The following is a 19107-nucleotide window of genomic DNA, read 5'->3' on the forward strand; positions in this document are numbered from 1 at the left end:
ACGCTTTAGAGGTTTAGTTGGCTTCCTTGTAAGCCGTGTCGAGCCAGTGAGAATGGTACGCATCAGCGCCGAGACGCAGGCGCGCACCGGTAAAGAAAATGAGATTGAACGAGAACGATGTTTGAAAAGTAGAGAGGTTGTTTAGCAGGGAAGAAATCCCCCGCAGTGTACTGCGTGTGTTGAAACTATTTAACTGTCCCACAGAGAGACGAATCATGCGCGAACTCCAGTGGCTTAGCCACACAACTGACAACGCTTATGAATAAAGTGCATCATATTTGCGGTGGTTTGCAACATTAATTTTACGTCCCGATAAAGAAAAAAAGATAAGCGAAGCCTGAGGCCTTTTACCTTAAATTAAATTTTGTATATTTATCAAATGGATGGTTTATTGGCGGGTGGTGGAACTTTTTAGGAACATTCGGAAGTGACTACGTCCAGCGTAAAGTTTAAGGAATGCTTAACAAACGCGCCTGCGTAACGCTAGCCAACGCAGGCGCTGCACATTTATTAATCAGGCCTGCAGTAAAGATTGCCCGAGATAATGGTTTTTATCCGCCACACCCGGCAGCGCGAAAAAGTATCCGCCACCAATCGGGCGAATATATTCTTCCAGCGCTTCACCATTAAGGCGCTGCTGCACGGTAATAAAGCCTTTGGCTAAATCATGCTGGTAACAAACAAACAATAAACCCATATCCAGCTGACCCGAACCGGTAATACCGCTGGAATAGCTGTAACCGCGCCGCAGCATCAAGCTGCTATCGGTTTCCGGCGTACGTGGGTTGGCGAGACGAATATGCGCATCCAGCGCAATTAAATCACCATCGGGATCTTTGCTGTAATCCGGTACGTCATGCTCGTTTTTCATGCCGAGCGGCGCACCCGATAACTTCTCACGACCGAAGATGGTTTGCTGCTCGCCGAGCGGCGTGCGGTCCCACATTTCGACATGAAAACGGATGATGCGCACCGCCTGATAGCTGCCGCCGCGCGTCCACTCCGGTTCCTGTTGCTCGTCGGTGACCCACAACAGCTGGTTCATCAACGCTGGATTGTGGGTATCAGGATTGGCGGTGCCATCTTTGAATCCCAGCAGGTTGATCGGCGTTTCTTTGCCGTTGCTGCGCGCCGCATGGTCGGCAATAAAGCCGTCACGACGCCAGCGCACCGCCAGCAGATCCGGCGTACGTTTGATGATGTCACGCAGCGCGTGAATCACCGTGTCCTGCGTGTTGGCGCAAATCTGTAGCAGCAGGTCGCCGTGGCACTGTTCAGCATCCAGCGAATCATTGGGAAAACGTGTCATGGTTTGCAGCTGCGCCGGCTTGTGTTTGCTCAAGCCGAAGCGCTCATCAAACAGCGACGTGCCCACCGACAAGGTCATGGTGAGATTATCGGGCGCGATATCGGCACCGAGTATCCCCGAATCCATTGGCGGCAGCTGCGGGTTAGTGACAGCAGGCGCCGGTCCACCTTGCGTGAGAAATGCGAAGCGCTCGGTCAGCAAGCGAAACAGACGTTCAAGCTCGGCTTTATCGCTGGCCAGCACATCGAACGCCACCAGCATTATCGAGGCCTGCTGCGGCGTAACGATACCGGCTTGATGATCGCCGTAAAAAGGTTGCGCCTGCTGGCGCGAGTTGGGTGCAACCGTGCCGGGAGAGAAGCTATCGGCGGCGGCCGTGTGGAACGGACAACCGCCGCCGAGGGCGGCCGCGCCGCCCAACATGCCTAATCCCTGCAATAATCGACGACGCGACGGCTGCGCCGCGTCATTTTTATCACTCATGATCAGTCGAGACCCAAGGTTCCACGCAGCAGGGAGAGATCTTCCGCCAGCGTGGTAATCGGGCCTTTCAGCGCATTACGGTCAGCGGTGGTCAGTTTTTCGTACGACTCAAAGCCGTCTTTAGTGCGATATTTGCTGAGAATGCCGTCCACTTTCTTGAAGTTGGCATCCACTTTCGCCAGCAGCTGCGGATTGTTTTTCTGCAGCAGCGGACGCAACAGATCAACGATTTTCTGCGCGCCATCAATGTTGGCCTGGAAGTCAGAGAGATCGGTACGGCTGTAACGGTCTTCTTCACCGGAAATTTTGCTGGAAGCCACTTCTTCAATCAGACCCGCCGCGCCGCCGACCACTTTCGCCGGTGGGAACGCCAGTTCGCTGATGCGGGTTTGCAGATCCAGCACATCCTGATTCAACTTAGTGGCAAACTCTTCGGCACCTTTGGTGGTGTTATCGGCGAACAGGATTTTTTCCAGACGGTGGAAACCGGTGAATTTCGGATCTTCGTTTTTCTTCTCGAAGTCATCTTCACGCGCATCAATGCTGCCATCGAGGTCGGAGAACAGCTCGGCGATCGGTTCGATACGCTCGTAATGCACGCGCGTTGGCGCATACAAGGCTTTGGCTTTCTCAACGTCACCGGCTTTCACCGCATCGGTAAACGCCTTGGTGCCTGCCACCAGCTCTTTCACTTCGTTCATCACGTAGACTTTATAGTCGGCGATAGGGCCAACCAGCTCCAGCACGTCCGGTTTGCCGGATGCCGCTTTCTTCGCATCACCACTCACTACCAGCTTGCCTTTCGGATTGCTCAGCAGGCCGCAGGTCATGTCATATTCGCCCGCTTCCAGATTGGCGGTCAGTTTTTGGCTGAAGCCTGGCGCGATGTTTTCCCGCTCTTCCACCACCATCACCCCTTTCAAAATCTCCCACTCCAGCGCTTTCTGGCTGTTGTTTTTGATGATGAACTGGGTTTTACCGGCCTGCACGTTGAGCGACATCGGCTCACATTGTTTGTCGGTCACGGTAACCGTGACTTGCGGGACGGCAGCAGCAGAAGCGGCACCGGAAAGCGCCAGCATAGCAACCAACAGCGCCTTACGGCGGAAGCGAATCGTCATAGTGATATCCCTGTTACATGGAAGAACAGGCGCGCAATCGCGCCTGATTTAATTTCAGCGAGTGGTGCGCGCCGCGTTGATCGAAGGTCGCGCCGGGAAGAAGAACAGCAGTAGCGCCGGAATAAGGTAGATGAGCCACATCGCCACTTCGCTGACGCTTGGCGCTTCCTGATAGCCCAAAATCCCTTCCAGCAGCGTGCCGAATACCGAGTGCGTTGACAGCGTGTTGCTCATATCGAACGCGACATCCTGGAAGTGATTCCACAATCCGGCTTCGTGGAAGGCGCGAATGGCACCGGCGGCCAATCCGGCGGCAACAAACAGAATGAACAAGCTGGTCCAGCGGAAAAAGTGCGCGAGGTTGAGGCGAATGCCGCCGTAATAGAGCAAAAAGCCCAGCGCCACGGCAGTAGCCAAGCCGAGCACCGCGCCGAGCGGCGGCGCATACCCGACATCCTGAGTGAAAGCGGCCAGCAGGAAGAACACCGATTCCAGCCCTTCACGCGCCACCGCCAGAAACACCATCAGCACCAGCGGAAAGCCGCTGCCGCCCTGCTTCTGCAGCGCCTGATCGACCGATTTTTCCAGCGTGGCTTTGATATTGCGCGAGACTTTGCGCATCCAGAACACCATCGACGTCAGGATCACCACGGCAATCACCGCGACGATGCCTTCGAACAGCTCCTGCTGTTTTTGCGGGAACTCACCGGTGGTTTCATTGATGAAGATACCCAACGCTAAGCAGAGTGCGGCAGCAATAAATACGCCAGCCCACATCGCGGGAAACCATTGGGTGCGATGGGTGCGTTTGAGATAGCTAGCAATCAGGCTGACGATGAGCGCTGCTTCCAGACCTTCGCGCAGCATGATGAGAAAGGGAACGAACATCACCAACCTCTTGAATTTTAAGAAGAGTAAAGCTTGGGTAAAAAAACGTAAAGTGCGAACGATATCGATTATCATTATCGCAAGAAGAAATACAAGTCACAGCGGGAAATTAATTTTGATTTTGCGGGTTGGAGAGCGGGAAGATGGGGGATGGTCGCCATAAATGGCGACCCTGCCGATGTGGGAATGAGGTCGCCATGAATGGCGACCCTACGGGTTATTTGCTCTGATATTCGGCTTCGGCTGCGGCAAAACGCTGCTGCGCGGCTTCAGATGGGCCACGACCCAACAGGCTGAACACCACAATTGCGATGCTGGCGAAGGCGAAGCCAGGAATGATTTCGTACAAATCGGTGTAGCCGTAAGATTTCCACAGCAACACGGTCAGCGCACCTACCACCATACCGGCCAGCGCACCGTTGCGCGTCATACGCTTCCAGCACACGCCGAACAACACTACCGGACCAAACGCGGCACCAAATCCTGCCCACGCATAGCTGACTAAACCAAGTACGCGGTTTTCCGGATTCGCCGCCAGCGCGATAGCGATCAACGCAATCAGCAGCACCATCAAGCGCCCTACCCACACCAGCTCTTTCTGGCTGGCATTTTTGCGCAGGAAGCCTTTATACAAGTCTTCGGTCAGGGCGCTGGAGCACACCAGCAACTGACAGCTCAGCGTAGACATCACCGCTGCCAGAATCGCAGAGAGTAAGATACCGGCAATCCACGGGTTGAACAGAATACGCGCCAGCTCAATAAACACGCGCTCGCCGTTCTGGCTGACGTTAGCCGCGTGTTCTGGATGGTTCTGGAAGTAAGCGATACCAAAGAAGCCGACGGCAACCGCACCCGCCAGGCACAGGATCATCCAAATCATGCCGATGCGACGGGCTGTGCGAATGGTGTGATGCGAATCCGCCGCCATAAAGCGCGCCAGAATATGCGGCTGGCCAAAGTAGCCGAGCCCCCAACCGAGCAGCGAAATCACCGCGACAAAGTTCAGTCCTTTCAGCATGTCAAGATTCTCAAGACTTTTCGCCTTAATCACCGCCATCGATTCATCCAGGCCGCCTACCGCGACGATCACAATCACCGGCGTCAGAATCAGCGCGAAAATCATCAGGCTGGCCTGCACGGTATCGGTCCAGCTCACCGCGAGGAAACCGCCCACCAGCGTATACAGAATAGTCGCTGCGGCACCGGCCCACAGCGCGGTCTGGTAATCCATACCAAAGGTGCTTTCAAACAGACGCGCACCCGCGACCACGCCAGAAGCACAATAGATAGTGAAAAAGATCAGAATCACCACCGCCGAGATAACGCGCAGCAGTTTGCTGTTGTCCTCGAAACGGCTGGAGAAGAAGTCTGGCAGGGTTAACGCATTATCATGATGCTCGGTCTGCACGCGCAGACGTCCCGCAACGATGCGCCAGTTCAGCCATGCGCCAATAATCAGGCCGATGGCGATCCAGCTTTCTGAAATACCGGAAAGGAATATGGCGCCCGGCAGGCCCATCAATAACCAGCCGCTCATATCGGAAGCACCGGCAGACAGCGCGGTGACCACGCTGCCTAAACTGCGTCCGCCGAGAATATAGTCGTCAAAACTTTTGGTTGAACGGTAAGCAATGAAACCTATTAACACCATCCCAAGGATATAAACGATAAAGGTCACCAACATCGGTGTACTTATACTCATCTGACTCTCCACTTATTATTTGATCCACTAAGAGAAATCTTCTAATCATCGCTGCCGGAACGGGGCAACGGCATGATTTGACCGCATCCAGAGAAAGCGATTTCTCTTAAGGCGCGGTATCCTGCCGCAAAGGTGCGGCGCGCACAATGCATTTAACACAGCTGTCACATTGGTGACACTAATGCTGCTTTTTTTCTGCCCAGAGGTTGCACTCGATCACATTAAGGTTGCACCTCGGTCGCCATGAATGGCGCCCCTACAGAAAACGCCTGGCTTCGTAGGGTCGCCATTCATGGCGACCGCCCAGCAACATCGGTTGCACAAAGTTGCAACATAGGTGATATTGCTGCCACGCAAGCGATGAATCACTATTTTCGAGGACGAGGACATCATGGGAACCACTACCATGGGGGTGAAGCTGGATGAAGCCACCCGCGATCGCATTAAACTGGCAGCACAGAAACTTGACCGCACATCTCACTGGCTGATCAAGCAGGCCATTTTTAACTATCTTGAGCAGCTGGAAGCCGGTGAATCCGTGCCGGAAATCCCGCAACAGTTAATCGATGCGCTGGCTGATGAAGGCGTGCCAGAAGAGTCACTGCAGCCTTTCCTCGACTTCGCAGAACACATTTTGCCGCAGTCGGTAACGCGTTCGGCGATCACTGCCGCGTGGCGTCGTCCTGAGACCGATGCCGTGCCGATGCTGCTGGAGCAAGCGCGTCTCCCTGCCCCGCTGGCAGATAAAACCCATCAGTTGGCCTACAGCCTCGCCGACAAGTTGCGGCACCAGAAAGGTGCAACCGGCCGCGCTGGCATGGTGCAAAGTTTGCTGCAAGAGTTCTCACTCTCTTCACAGGAAGGTGTGGCGCTGATGTGTCTGGCGGAGGCGCTGCTGCGTATTCCGGATAAACCGACGCGTGATGCGCTGATCCGCGATAAGATCAGCAACGGCAACTGGCAGTCGCATCTGGGCCGCAGCCCGTCGATGTTCGTTAACGCCGCCACCTGGGGCTTGCTGTTCACCGGCCGTCTGGTCTCTACCCACAACGAAGCTAACCTGTCGCGCTCGCTCAATCGCATTATCGGCAAGAGCGGCGAACCGCTGATCCGCAAAGGCGTGGATATGGCGATGCGCCTGATGGGCGAGCAGTTTGTTACCGGTGAAACCATCGCCGAAGCGCTGGCCAATGCGCGCAAGCTGGAAGAGAAAGGTTTCCGTTACTCTTACGACATGCTGGGCGAAGCGGCGCTGACCGCCAGCGATGCCAAAGCCTATCTGGTGTCCTATCAGCAAGCGATTCACGCCATCGGTAAAGCGTCGAATGGTCGTGGTATTTATGAAGGTCCGGGCATCTCGATTAAACTGTCGGCGCTGCATCCGCGCTACAGCCGCGCGCAGTATGAACGCGTGATGGACGAGCTTTATCCGATCCTCAAATCCCTGACGCTGCTGGCGCGCTCGTATGACATCGGTATCAACATTGATGCGGAAGAAGCCGATCGCCTTGAGTTGTCGCTCGACCTGCTGGAAAAACTCTGTTTCGAACCGGAGCTGGAAGGCTGGAACGGCATCGGCTTTGTGATTCAGGCGTATCAAAAGCGCTGTCCGTTTGTGATTGATTCGCTGATCGACCTGGCGCAGCGCAGCCGTCGTCGTCTGATGATCCGCCTGGTAAAAGGCGCGTATTGGGACAGTGAAATCAAGCGCGCGCAGATTGATGGCCTGGAAGGCTATCCGGTTTACACCCGCAAGGTGTACACCGACATCTCTTATCTGGCCTGCGCACGCAAACTGCTGGCGGTGCCGAACCTGATCTATCCGCAGTTTGCTACCCACAACGCGCACACGCTGGCAGCGATCTACCAGCTGGCAGGTAATAACTATTATCCGGGCCAGTACGAATTCCAGTGCCTGCACGGCATGGGTGAACCGCTGTACGAGCAGGTGGTAGGCAAAGTTGCTGATGGCAAACTGAATCGTCCCTGCCGTATTTATGCGCCGGTCGGCACCCACGAAACGCTGCTGGCGTATCTGGTGCGTCGTCTGCTGGAGAACGGTGCCAATACCTCCTTCGTGAACCGCATCGCCGATAACACCTTGCCGCTGGATGAGCTGGTCGCCGATCCGGTTGCCGCAGTGGAGAAGATGGGCGTCGCGGAAGGCGCGGTGGGTTTACCGCATCCGAAAATCCCGCTACCGCGCGATCTGTATGGCGCCAAGCGTGCCAACTCCGCTGGTCTGGATATGGCCAACGAACATCGTCTGGCGTCGCTTTCCAGCGCCCTGCTCAACAGCGCCAGCCAGCCGTGGATCGCCCAGCCGCTGGTGGAAGGTGAATTAGGCGAAGGCGTGAGCCGTCCGGTGCTGAATCCTGCCGCGCCAGCGGATGTCGTGGGCAGCGTGCGTGAAGCCACCGAAGCCGAAGTGTCGGATGCGCTGGATGCGGCGGTGAATGCCGGTCCAATCTGGTTCGCCACACCGCCGCAGGAGCGCGCCGCAATTCTGGAACGTGCTGCCGAAGCGATGGAAGGCCAGATGCAGCAACTGATCGGCTTGCTGGTGCGTGAAGCCGGTAAAACCTACAACAACGCCATCGCCGAAGTGCGTGAAGCGGTCGATTTCCTCTACTACTACGCGGGCATGGTGCGCGACGATTTCGATAACGAAACCCATCGTCCGCTGGGTCCGGTAGTGTGCATCAGTCCGTGGAACTTCCCGCTGGCAATTTTTGCCGGACAAGTTGCCGCAGCATTGGCATCCGGTAACAGCGTGCTGGCGAAACCGGCAGAGCAAACTCCGCTAATCGCCGCGCAGGCGGTGCAAATTCTGCTGGATGCCGGCGTACCGAAAGGTGTGCTGCAACTGTTGCCGGGCCAGGGCGAAACCGTGGGCGCGCAACTGACTGGCGACGAGCGCGTGCGCGGTGTGATGTTTACCGGTTCAACAGCTGTTGCGACGCTGCTGCAGCGCAATTTGGCCGGTCGTCTCGATCCTCAGGGTCGTCCAACGCCGCTGATCGCCGAAACCGGCGGCATGAACGCGATGATCGTGGATTCCTCAGCGCTCACCGAACAGGTGGTTGTCGATATCGTTGCCTCGGCGTTTGATAGCGCCGGTCAACGCTGCTCGGCGCTGCGTCTGCTGTGCGTGCAGGATGATGTGGCCGATCACACGCTGAAAATGCTGCGTGGTGCGATGGCGGAGTGCCGCATGGGCAACCCGGAACGTCTCTCGACTGACATTGGCCCAGTGATTGATGCCGAAGCCAAAGCCAATATCGAGCGTCATATTCAGGCGCTGCGCAACAAAGGCTTTAAGGTGTATCAGGCGGCGCAGGAGAATCCACAGGATACTAAAGAGTGGAACAGCGGCACCTTTATTAAGCCGACGCTGATTGAGCTGGATCAGGTCAGCGATCTGGATAAAGAGGTGTTTGGTCCGGTGCTGCACGTGGTGCGTTTCTCGCGCAATAACTTACCGCAGCTGGTTGAGCAGATTAACGCGTCGGGTTACGGCCTGACGCTCGGCGTGCACACGCGTATCGATGAAACTATCGCGCAGGTTACGGCGACCGCTAAAGTCGGCAACCTGTATGTGAACCGCAATATGGTCGGTGCGGTGGTTGGCGTGCAGCCGTTCGGCGGCGAAGGCTTGTCGGGTACCGGTCCGAAAGCCGGTGGCCCGCTCTATCTTTACCGCTTGCTGGCTAATCGTCCAGATGGCGCGCTGCGCATCACCTTTGATCGTCAGGATGCCGAGCGTCCGGTTGACAGCACGGTGCGTGCCGAGTTGATGCGTGCCCATCAGACGTTGCAGCAATGGGCGCAGGATAAGCCCGAGCTGCTGGCGCTGTGTCAGCGTTATGACGAGCTGGCGCAGGCCGGTACGGTGCGTCTGCTGCCGGGCCCAACCGGCGAGCGCAACACCTTTACCCTGCTGCCGCGCGAACATGTGCTGTGCATCGCCGATAACGCGGAAGATGCGCTGACGCAGTTGGCGGCAGTGACCAGCGTCGGCAGCCAAGCCATCTGGCAGGATGATGAGCTGCATAGTGCGCTGCGTAAGTCTTTACCAGCGGAGGTGCAAGCGCACATCAAGCTGGTGAAGGATGCGCTGGCGGCGGAGTTTGATGCGGTGATTTATCACGGTGATGCCGATCAGCTACGCAGTCTGTGTGAGCAGGTCGCGGCACGCGATGGCGCGATTGTCTCGGTACAGGGCTTTGCGCGCGGCGAAACCAATCTGCTGCTGGAACGTTTGCTGATTGAGCGCTCACTGAGCGTCAATACCGCCGCAGCGGGCGGTAATGCGAGTTTGATGACTATCGGTTAAGTTCGCGCTAAGCAGCATGCCGACATCGTAGGGTGCGCATTCATGCGCACCTGGTCGCCATAAATGGCAACCCTACGGGATTTACAGCGATTGTGAGCCAGGAAAAGGCATTGCTGCTAAAGCGCGGGTGTTGAGGCGACATCCCATCTCGCTGAGCGAATGAGGGATTCCAGGACGAGCCGCATGGATGCGGCGAGAGGTGGCGCTGAGCAGGAGCGAATCGCCACCGGTCCGTCAGGAACCGTGAATGAGTGAAGGTACCGCGCAGCGGCGAGTTGGGCTGGCGCAAGGCCCGGGAGTGCAGAGGGCGCGGCCAGGCGCCCTCTGCTCGGTCGCCGCACGGCACAACTGAAACTGCCTGATTACGTGGCGAACGAAAGTCGCTCAGTGCTTAACTGAAACTTGCTTCACGCCGCAGACTTATTCCGCTTCAACCCAATCAGCGTTGGAAACACAAACAGCGACTGCCCCAATCCACGATTGGTCACTTGCCATACCGCAACTGAACACAGCGAACAAATCCCGACGATCGCCAGCGGATAGAAGCAGGCCCACAGTATCGAAAACCACGCTTGCTCAAACAGGTGATGATGCTGGGCGAATAGAATCGCCGACATGCCGAAGAACTCAATGAAGATGCGGTGAATCACGTAGATTTGCAGCGTATTGCGCCCGACCCAATTCAAATAGCTCATCTTGAAATGCGCATTCAACCAGCGACATGCCGCCACACTGAACAGCACCGCAAGGATGCACATGAACAAACTCTTATCCAACCCAAAGATGACGTGCAGACCAGACAACGCGGCCAATATCGCCCAAGGCACAATGTTGTCGCGACGCCATTCACTGAGACGCAGCATCATCGGGCTCCAGAAAGCACCCAGCAGGAAGAACAGGAAATACTGCGCCACGCTTTGTGGTCCCCAATACGGAATGATCTTCTCCACCGCCAGATAGTTCAGCGCAATTGCCACCACCAGCAACGCCACTTTCTGCTGTTTAAAGATCTTGGCGCACAGGAAATAGAGCGCTAAGCCGTAGAGATACCACGAGGTACTCATGGCGAGGAACGTGAGCTTTAAGAACTCCAGCAGCGAACCGGCATACGCCGCGTTGAGGTTCTGCGAAATACGCTGCCCGGTGATCTCGGTAGAGATGCCAACAATCGACCACCACTGAATAAAGCCCCACAGAATATAGAGATAAAACAGGTTGGTGATGCGGCTGGTAAACACCTGTTTCCACGGCCGATTTAAAATACCGTTCGTGGCTAATAAACCCGATACAAAGAAAAACGCTGGCATACGCAGCGGCGACAATACGGTATTAAACTGCACCCATATTTCTGCTGGGATCCAACCCGCCGTCAATAATTTCACCGTGCCTTCGAATCCAGGTAATACGGTGTGATACAACACCACCAGTAATATGCAGGCTCCCTTGAGGGTATTTATCCATGCGATATCTTCTTTCCTGGCGTTATTCATATGATGACTCCCGCTGCTGTTGCTGTGTAGGTCTTAAGGAGAAGGTTGAGGAAATAAGCGTTGATGCATTTATGATTATTCAACGATTATTAAACAGCGGGCGAAGGCATGATGTAGCGAAAGTCCTAAATGTTTTTTTGTGGTCCTGATATAACAATACTTTACAGATCCAGACAAAAATAGAACCCTGAGCAGGCTAAGGAAATTTGCCTTAATTAGAGTCACTAAAAGGTTATTAAGTAAAATAAGTGTGAGCGGTGTCGCGCAGGGAAATTAAGAACAATCCACCCTTTCTTATGCCAGATTAAATTCAAATCCTAAATAAAGAATTATTTAATGTGGCAAATGGATAAGCGTGAATATTTGCATTGTGGTAGCGAGGAATTTGTAGGGTCGCCATTAATGGCGACCAACCAACAAACATAATCAGGGCCAGCAAACTGGCCCGATTAAATTATTGCTGCGGTGCGCTTTTGTTCTCGAGCGCAGATTTACGCAACAGGCGCGGATAGAGAAATAGCATGCGGCCCGGACCACGATTGAGCAGCGTCCACACCAGCAGCGAAATACTGGTACACAACGCAACGCCGGTAATTGGCATCAGCAGCGCCCATGCCCAGCTAAAAGCGGTATTGTCAAACCAGCCATAATGCACCGCCAGCACGATCGCACTCAGCCCCAGCAGCTCAATAAAGATGCGGTGCAGCACGTAAATTTGTAGCGTGTTGCGGCCAATCCAGTTGAGCCACGCCATATTGAATCGTTCATTGAGGAAGCGGCACAGCACAATGCCAAACACGATGGTTAGCAGGCTGTAGAACGGATTTTTGTAGATGCCGCCAACATGATGCAGCAGGCCAATCAACGCAATGCCGCCCAGCATCAACCAGTGCTGACGCTTCAGCTCGCTCAACTCAATCAACGCCTGGCTGAAGAACACGCCGAGCAGGAAGTAGAGATAGTTCTGCGCCACGCTGGCAGGTCCCCAGCCGGGAATCAGGCTGAACTGCGCCGCGTAGGTGGCGACAATCGCCAGCGCCATCAAGGCCAGCTTCTGTTTGTGGAACAGCTTGGTGAACAGGAAGAATCCGGCCAGCGCGTAGAGATACCACAGGCTGGTCATTGAGGTCATCAGCAGTTTTACGAACTCAAACGGCGTGTCGGCATAGGCGGCGTTTTTGGTGCTGGAAAGCCGTTCACCCAGATGTGTGGAGATGTAGTGAATGCTTAACCACTGAATCACGCCCCACAGCAGGTAGAGATAAACAATGTTACTGAACTTCTTGGTGAACACCTCTTTCCAGCTCTTTTTGATGATTGAGCTGGCGGCCAGCAAACCGGAAACAAAGAAGAAAGCCGGCATGCGCAGCGGCGACAGATAGGTGTTAAACGCCACCCACCAGTGCGCTGGCAGCAGTCCAGCGGTGAGATGATGCAGCGAAGGCGCGAACGTGGTGATGATGGAGTGATGTAACACCACCATCAAAATGCAGCCCCCTTTGAGCGTGTTGATCCAGAGGACCTCTTTCCTGGCAGTCGTCATTGCTATGTCCTAATTGCGCCATGAATTTGTAAAGAATTATTTATATTTACAAAGATGTCTCAATCAGGACTTTCCTAATAAGAAAAATCTCGGAAGCACTAAGGCGAGAGAAAGTTAATTTATCATTAGATTCATTGCGTTATATTTAATTATGAAATTAACTTTAGGATAAAACCGAGAGATAAAGACCAGCAGATAATGAGTTAAAACCGGTTATTTCTTTATTGAAAGTCTTGCAATTGAGTAGAAATATCGATGAGCGGTTAAGCGGTGCGCATGAATGCGCACCCTACGATGTAACGTGCAGGATGCGCATGGTCTTGTAGGGTCGCCAGTTAGGGTGACCTGCCGTTTAAATCACTGGTTCAAAAACTTGTCGAGAAATTGCCGGGTACGCGCCTGCTGCGGATTACTGAACAGCTTCTTTGCCGCGCCCTGCTCCACGATGCGTCCCTGATCCATAAAGATGGCGCGATCCGCGACGTCACGCGCAAAGCTCATCTCATGGGTGACGATCACCATGGTGCGTTTCTCCTGCGCCAGCGCGCGAATAGTGTTAAGCACCTCGCCCACCAGTTCAGGATCAAGCGCCGACGTCGGCTCATCGAACAGAATCACTTCCGGACGCATCGCCAGCGCGCGCGCAATCGCCACACGCTGCTGCTGTCCGCCGGAAAGACGACGCGGGAAACTCTCTTCCTTGCCGTGCAATCCCACTTTCTCCAGCAAACTGCGCGCCCGCGCGATGGCTTCCGCCTTCGGTTCGCCCTTAACGATCACCGGCCCTTCAATGATGTTCTCCAGCACCGAACGGTGCGGGAACAGATTGAAGTTCTGGAACACAAAGCCAACCTGCTGACGCAACTGGCGCACCAGCTGCTTCTGCTTATTGAGGCCGAGCGCCGCATCAATGGCGATATCACCGACTTTGATACGTCCGCTTTCCGGCACTTCCAGCAGATTAATACTGCGCAGCAGCGTGGTTTTACCGGAGCCGCTCGGCCCGATAATTGCCACCACTTCGCCTGGCGCCACGTCGAGATCGATGCCGTGCAGCACCGTCTGGCCGTGAAACTGTTTCACCAGCTGACGGACTTCAATTGCACTCATTTGCCCTCCCGATCCTGTCGATTCACATGCGCTTCAAGGCGGTTTTGCAACGCCGACAGCACGGTCGCCATCACCCAGTAAATCAGCGAGGCCGCCAGATACATGGTGAACACTTCCAGCGTCCGTGAGGTGATCAGCTGCGCCTGGCGGAACAGCTCCGGCACCTGAATGGTGGCGGCCAGCGAGGTATCTTTCACCAGGCTGATAAAGCTGTTGCCCAGCGGCGGCAGCGCGGTGCGCGCGGCCTGCGGCAGAATCACGCGACGCAGCGTTTGCCACGGCGTCATGCCGATGCTGGCAGCGGCTTCCCACTGCCCGCGTTCAATCGAGGCAATCGCGCCACGCAATGATTCAGAAGCGTAAGCGGCGGTATTCAGCGACAGACCAATCATCGCCGACGGAATCGGATCCAGCTCAATACCAAACTGCGGCAGACCGTAATAGATCATAAACAGTTGAGCGATGAGCGGCGTGCCACGGAAAATCGACACGTAGATGCGCGCCAGCCAGTTGATCGGCCAGAAGTGCGACAGACGCATCAGCGCCAGCACGAAGCCGAGTATCAGGCCGAAGAACATCCCGCCGATACTCAGCTGCAGCGTGAACAGCGCGCCTTTCAGTAAAAATGGTGCTGAATCCAGCACCAGTTGTAAGCTTTCCTGCATTATTTAGTGACGTCCGCGCCGAACCATTTCTCAGACAGTTTGCTCAGCGAGCCATCTTTCTGCATGTCCGCGATAACAGAGTCGATCGCTTTCAGCAGATCGTCGTTGCCTTTACGCAGCGCCACGCCCGATTCCAGACGCGAGAAGGCCGGGCCAGCCACCGCCATGGTGTCGCCGGTTTTCTTCACCAGATCCAGCGCCGCTAAGCGGTCCACCAGAATGGCGTCTAAACGGCCTGAACGCAGATCCTGATATTTGGTCGGGTCATCATCATAGGTACGCACATCGGCTTTCGGCACGTTATCTTTCAGCCACTGCTCGTAGTTGGAGCCGAGGCCGACGCCGACTTTCTTGCCTGCCAGATCGTCTGGCTTGGTGACGGTGGCCGCATTTTTCTTCAGCGTCAGCGCCTGCACGCCAGAGATGGTGTACGGCGTGGAGAAGTCATACTTCTTCTTACGCTCTGGCGAGATAGTGACCTGATTGATCACCACATCGATGCGTTTGGAATCCAGCGAGGCCAGCATGCCATCCCATTTGGTAGGACGCAGATCGGCTTTCACGCCGAGGTGTTTCGCCAGCTCCTGCGCGAATTCCACTTCAAAACCGGTCAGCTGGCCTTTTTCGTCCTGGAAGCTGAACGGCGGATAAGTGCCTTCCAGACCGACGCGCAGCTCGCCTTTACTCTTCACTTTTGCCAGCAAATCTTCGGCGGCGAAGGATTTAACGTTAACGCCCGCAACCAGCGCGACCGCCATCATGCCCATCACCATTTGGCGACGAATAGGAGAGAAAATCATGTTTACCCCATTTATTGTGATGTGTTGTTGTGTGCTTTGTAGGGTCGCCATTCATGGCGACCTCTTCTTAATAACCGCCGGATTATAAACCGTTTTTACGTTCTGTCTCAGATCGAAGGGTGATAAGCAAATAACGCCGGCGATCCACCGGTATGTACGAACAGCAGCGGACCTTCACGACGGAAGCGATTTTGCGCAATGCCATCGATTAATCCCGCCATCGCTTTGCCGGTGTAGACCGGATCGAGCATGATACCTTCCAGGCGCGCCAGCAGTTTTACCGCCGCCATGCCCTCTTCGTTCGGCTCGCCGTAACGCGGCGCGAAGTAATCATCCCACAAGGTGATCGGCGCTTTGGCCTGCACTTCCAGCTGCTCAGCCAACGCGCTACGAATGCGCTCCACCACCGGCAACTGCGCCTCGACTTTGCGCGACACGGTGACGCCCACCAGCTCGGTTTCTGGCAGCAGCTGCTCCAGACCAATCGCCAAACCAGCGTGCGTGCCGGCGCTGCCGGAAGCCACCACCACCGCAGCGAAATCCACCACGCCTTCACTTTGATGGGCAATCTCCTGCGCGCACTCAACGTAGCCGAGCGCACCGAGTGCATTGGAGCCGCCAACCGGCACAATGTACGGACGGAATCCCTGTGCTTCGAGGTGTTCGGCTTGGGCGGCCAGCTGTTCAGTGGGATTGTGCAGCGCATCGACCATGACGATTTCCACATCCATCAAATCGAGCAACAAACGGTTGCCGTTGCTGAGGTAGTTTTCTGCTGTGGTGCCAATCGGGTTTTCCAGCAGCGCCACGCACTTCAGGCCGAGCTTCGCGGCCACGGCTGCAGTTTGACGCACGTGGTTAGATTGAATCGCGCCCGCCGTCAGCAGCACATTCGCGCCTTCACGCAGCGCATCCGCAGCCAGAAATTCGAGTTTACGCAGTTTATTGCCGCCGAGAGCTACTGGCGTGAAGTCATCGCGCTTAATAAAGATATCGCGACCAAGATAGTCAGAAAGCCGTGGCAAATGCTCAAGCGGCGTAGGTGCACCGAGTAATTCAAGACGTGGGAACTGGTGCAGAAGATGTAAGGACAATGCAGCCTCCATTCGGGCAATGTGCAGTTATCCATACAGTGTTGCAGAAGATGAGAAAAGTCGCACCCGGAATTCACCGCATGCTGCCCTTGTTGCTGTCATGCTCGACAACAACAAGGGTGGATTCACCATCAGCCCTGCTGCCAGCCTAAAAACTGGTCATATTTGCGCAGTGCGATGCGGTAATTGTTATTACCCGCATCAGGCAGATCGTTCTCCAGACACTCATGCCAGCTATTGCCCCGTAAACGATCGGCCGGGAAATTTTTCGCCTTCAGCATGTCATCAAGCCGACGCAAACGTACCACATACTCACGTATGGTACTGTGGCTCATCTCCGTCTGCTCAAACAGGTATTGCTTAAACGCCATAATGTCGAAGTAATTCGGATGGGTATTACAGAAAATATCGCTGCAGAAACGACACAAGGCGGTCAATTCTGGCTGGAGTTTCATCCACACCTGATCGTCAATCATTTGGTCCATGCGTGCGATGGCCTCTTTATTGATGATCTGGCCGCGAAAGACTAACGCCATACGATCTAAAACTTTGCCACAGTGTGAACAATTGCTTTGGCTGTGCTTATAGTCTTTAAGATAGCGACTTAAAGGTCTGGCTTTAACTTTGGCTCCCATTGCTGAGTCCCCGGTTTTATTGTTTTTTTCGATCGCCAGGAACTGAGTCTGTTAGCGCGCCCCCGATAATCGGGCACGCAGGCGTTTGATCGCCTGACTGTGCAGTTGGCTGACGCGGGATTCCCCCACTTCCAGCACCGCGCCAATCTCCTTCAGGTTCAGTTCTTCCTGGTAGTACAGTGTGAGCACGAGTTTTTCACGTTCAGGCAACGCCTCAATCGCTTCAATTACGCGGTCACGTAGGTTTCCTTCCAACAACTGATGAAGCGGGTTGGCTTCCTCATGCCCCTCCGTCACCAGCTCCGCACTGTCGCCGTGTTCTTCCCGATACTCGTCGTAGGAGAAGAGTTGGCTGTTGTTGGTATCGAGCAGAATCTGCCGATACTCCTCCAGCGAAACATTCAGTCGCTCAGCCACTTCCTGCTCAGTAGCCGAGCGCCCCAACGCTTGTTCTACCTGATGCATGGCACCTGCTACTTCGCGCGCATTTCTGCGTACGCTGCGTGGTGCCCAGTCGCGACTGCGCAGTTCATCCAGCATTGCTCCCCGGATACGCTGCACGGCGTAGGTGGTAAAGGCGGTGCCCTGTAGCGCATCGTAGCGCTCCACGGCATTTAATAATCCAATGCCACCGGCCTGCAGCAGATCGTCAAGCTCAACGCTGGCTGGCAAACGTACCTGTAGGCGCAACGCTTCATGCCGCACCAGAGGAACGTAGCGCTGCCAGAGCGAATGTTTATCCATCACGCCATCGGCGGTATAGAGATCGTTCACGTTGACTACCCTGCGTTAGTAAAGTTATCGGCATGATTATCCAATTCTGTAGGGGTTTTGATTGGCAGAATAGGCGGGCAAAAGCGAGGTTATTTCAAATTTGTTATGGATGGCGGTGGATCGCACCGCCATCCGCGCGGGCGTTAGCGCATATTACGCAGTCTTTCCCGCGTGCCAGGCGGCACCGCGTCCCATAATGCGCAAACTTTGCCCTCAAGTGCCTGATAAAAAGGGGTAATCAACGCTTCAGTTTCCAGCGCAGGATTAAAAATCACCTGGCCGGTTTCCGCGTTGATGCTTATCATTTTGTTGATAAACAGCCGCTGCAGGTCGCTGCGCAGGAATAAGCCGTTATCTGCGCTGTTATCCGCCAGAAAACCCTCTTCATTCTCTTGCGTGTCGATATAGCAAGCTTCCACCCACGGCCAGCTGTGACGTTCGGTTAACTGCGTGCCGGTGATAATGCAGGCGCCGTAGCGCGCTTTCACTGCCAAGGTGAACTCCGCCTGGCTGGTGCGCTGCAGCACTTTGGCTTTCACGCGTCGTCCCACTTCGGTGCCGGGCATCACGCCGCTCGGCACTTTGTATTGCGGCGTGCTCAGCACCACCAGGAACTGGATTTTGCGCGACAGCGGGAAGCACGGATGTGCCTGCGCATCAAACAGCTGCCAATACTCCTCTTCCTCCGTCTGACGCATCAGCACCAGCTTAAAGCCGCGGCTGTTGAGCAGATTCTGCGCCGCCGCCGAGTTGGGATCGAGCATGGCAAACACCTGTGTTTCGCCCACCACTTTCCAGCGCCCCTCTTTGCGCGCTTCATCGTTACGACGAAAGTAGAGAAACGCCTGCTGGTTTTTCAGGTAGTGCTCGAAGCGGCGCAGATAGTTTTTGCGCTCGTTGTCGTCCGAGACAAACAGCAGATCTTCGATCGGGCTGTTAATCTCCTCCTGCGCGAATAGCGCGCGGATCACCAAATTGCGAAAGCTGGTCGACGGGCTCAGCAACCCGCGTGCGGTGAGCTCTTTCTCGTCGGGATGCTGCTGCGTGTAGCGCAGGGCAATCTCTTCGAAGGTCAGCAGCTCACCCGGTAACAAGTCATAATTGAAGCGCATAGACACCCCAGAAACGGAAAAATGTGGTTCAAAAATTGGAATGAT

At 55.1% G+C, this 19107-nt stretch carries 15 protein-coding genes; 1 reads left to right on the top strand and 14 read right to left on the bottom strand.

What is annotated here, in order from left to right; translation table 11 throughout:
• Positions 1-13: 13 nt before the first annotated feature.
• From NR302_RS11345 to putP, 5 genes are all read right to left on the bottom strand, one after another.
• On the bottom strand, positions 14-217 hold the full coding sequence (locus NR302_RS11345; RefSeq protein ID WP_008105320.1) for a hypothetical protein: 204 nt from the start codon (positions 215-217) through the stop codon (positions 14-16).
• Positions 218-514: 297 nt separating this feature from the next.
• Entirely contained in the window at positions 515-1792 is a 1278-nt protein-coding gene (efeB, locus tag NR302_RS11350) for an iron uptake transporter deferrochelatase/peroxidase subunit (RefSeq protein ID WP_258143490.1), read from the bottom strand.
• Positions 1793-1794: 2 nt separating this feature from the next.
• Positions 1795-2913, bottom strand: coding sequence for an iron uptake system protein EfeO (gene efeO, locus NR302_RS11355; protein WP_258143491.1), 1119 nt, complete (start codon positions 2911-2913; stop codon positions 1795-1797).
• A 54-nt stretch (positions 2914-2967) separates the two neighbouring features.
• Complete coding sequence (gene efeU, locus NR302_RS11360; RefSeq protein ID WP_258143492.1) at positions 2968-3801, bottom strand: iron uptake transporter permease EfeU; 834 nt, start codon at positions 3799-3801, stop codon at positions 2968-2970.
• Positions 3802-4018: 217 nt separating this feature from the next.
• On the bottom strand, positions 4019-5503 hold the full coding sequence (gene putP / locus NR302_RS11365; RefSeq protein ID WP_061718473.1) for a sodium/proline symporter PutP: 1485 nt from the start codon (positions 5501-5503) through the stop codon (positions 4019-4021).
• A 391-nt stretch (positions 5504-5894) separates the two neighbouring features.
• Here putP and putA point away from each other — a divergent pair, with 391 nt between their 5' ends.
• Positions 5895-9839: a trifunctional transcriptional regulator/proline dehydrogenase/L-glutamate gamma-semialdehyde dehydrogenase gene (gene putA, locus NR302_RS11370; protein WP_258143493.1), complete on the top strand. Its 3945-nt coding sequence runs from the start codon at positions 5895-5897 to the stop codon at positions 9837-9839.
• Positions 9840-10246: 407 nt separating this feature from the next.
• Here the strand turns inward: putA and NR302_RS11375 are convergent, their stop codons facing one another.
• The 9 genes from NR302_RS11375 to NR302_RS11415 all read right to left on the bottom strand — a co-directional run bounded on the left by NR302_RS11375 (position 10247) and on the right by NR302_RS11415 (position 19062).
• The gene (locus NR302_RS11375; RefSeq protein WP_258143494.1) at positions 10247-11329 is read right to left on the bottom strand and encodes an acyltransferase family protein; all 1083 of its coding nucleotides are present in this window, start codon (positions 11327-11329) and stop codon (positions 10247-10249) included.
• Between the two features lie 454 nt (positions 11330-11783).
• Complete coding sequence (locus tag NR302_RS11380) at positions 11784-12872, bottom strand: acyltransferase family protein (protein WP_258143495.1); 1089 nt, start codon at positions 12870-12872, stop codon at positions 11784-11786.
• A 357-nt stretch (positions 12873-13229) separates the two neighbouring features.
• Positions 13230-13982 carry an L-cystine ABC transporter ATP-binding protein TcyN gene (tcyN, locus tag NR302_RS11385; RefSeq protein ID WP_258143496.1) on the bottom strand — a complete coding sequence of 251 codons (753 nt, stop codon included), beginning with the start codon at positions 13980-13982 and terminating at the stop codon, positions 13230-13232.
• Positions 13979-14647 (bottom strand): cystine ABC transporter permease, encoded by a 669-nt coding sequence (gene tcyL, locus NR302_RS11390; protein ID WP_008105335.1) that lies wholly within the window; start codon positions 14645-14647, stop codon positions 13979-13981. The genes tcyN and tcyL overlap by 4 nt, the downstream gene beginning before the upstream one ends.
• Positions 14647-15447 (bottom strand): cystine ABC transporter substrate-binding protein, encoded by an 801-nt coding sequence (gene tcyJ, locus NR302_RS11395; protein WP_258143497.1) that lies wholly within the window; start codon positions 15445-15447, stop codon positions 14647-14649. Before tcyJ ends, tcyL begins: the two co-directional genes overlap by 1 nt.
• Before the next feature lie 107 nt (positions 15448-15554).
• Positions 15555-16541, bottom strand: coding sequence for a D-cysteine desulfhydrase (locus NR302_RS11400; protein WP_258143498.1), 987 nt, complete (start codon positions 16539-16541; stop codon positions 15555-15557).
• A 131-nt stretch (positions 16542-16672) separates the two neighbouring features.
• Positions 16673-17176, bottom strand: a complete 504-nt coding sequence (gene fliZ / locus NR302_RS11405) for a flagella biosynthesis regulatory protein FliZ (RefSeq protein ID WP_007891377.1) — start codon at positions 17174-17176, stop codon at positions 16673-16675.
• A gap of 51 nt (positions 17177-17227) precedes the next feature.
• A complete protein-coding gene (locus NR302_RS11410; RefSeq protein WP_007891379.1) occupies positions 17228-17950 on the bottom strand; it encodes an RNA polymerase sigma factor FliA in 723 nt (240 codons plus the stop codon).
• A 143-nt stretch (positions 17951-18093) separates the two neighbouring features.
• Positions 18094-19062 carry an HNH endonuclease signature motif containing protein gene (locus NR302_RS11415; RefSeq protein ID WP_258143499.1) on the bottom strand — a complete coding sequence of 323 codons (969 nt, stop codon included), beginning with the start codon at positions 19060-19062 and terminating at the stop codon, positions 18094-18096.
• Positions 19063-19107 lie beyond the last annotated feature (45 nt).

Source organism: Pantoea sp. SOD02, assembly GCF_024707505.1.
Taxonomy (GTDB): domain Bacteria; phylum Pseudomonadota; class Gammaproteobacteria; order Enterobacterales; family Enterobacteriaceae; genus Pantoea; species Pantoea symbiotica.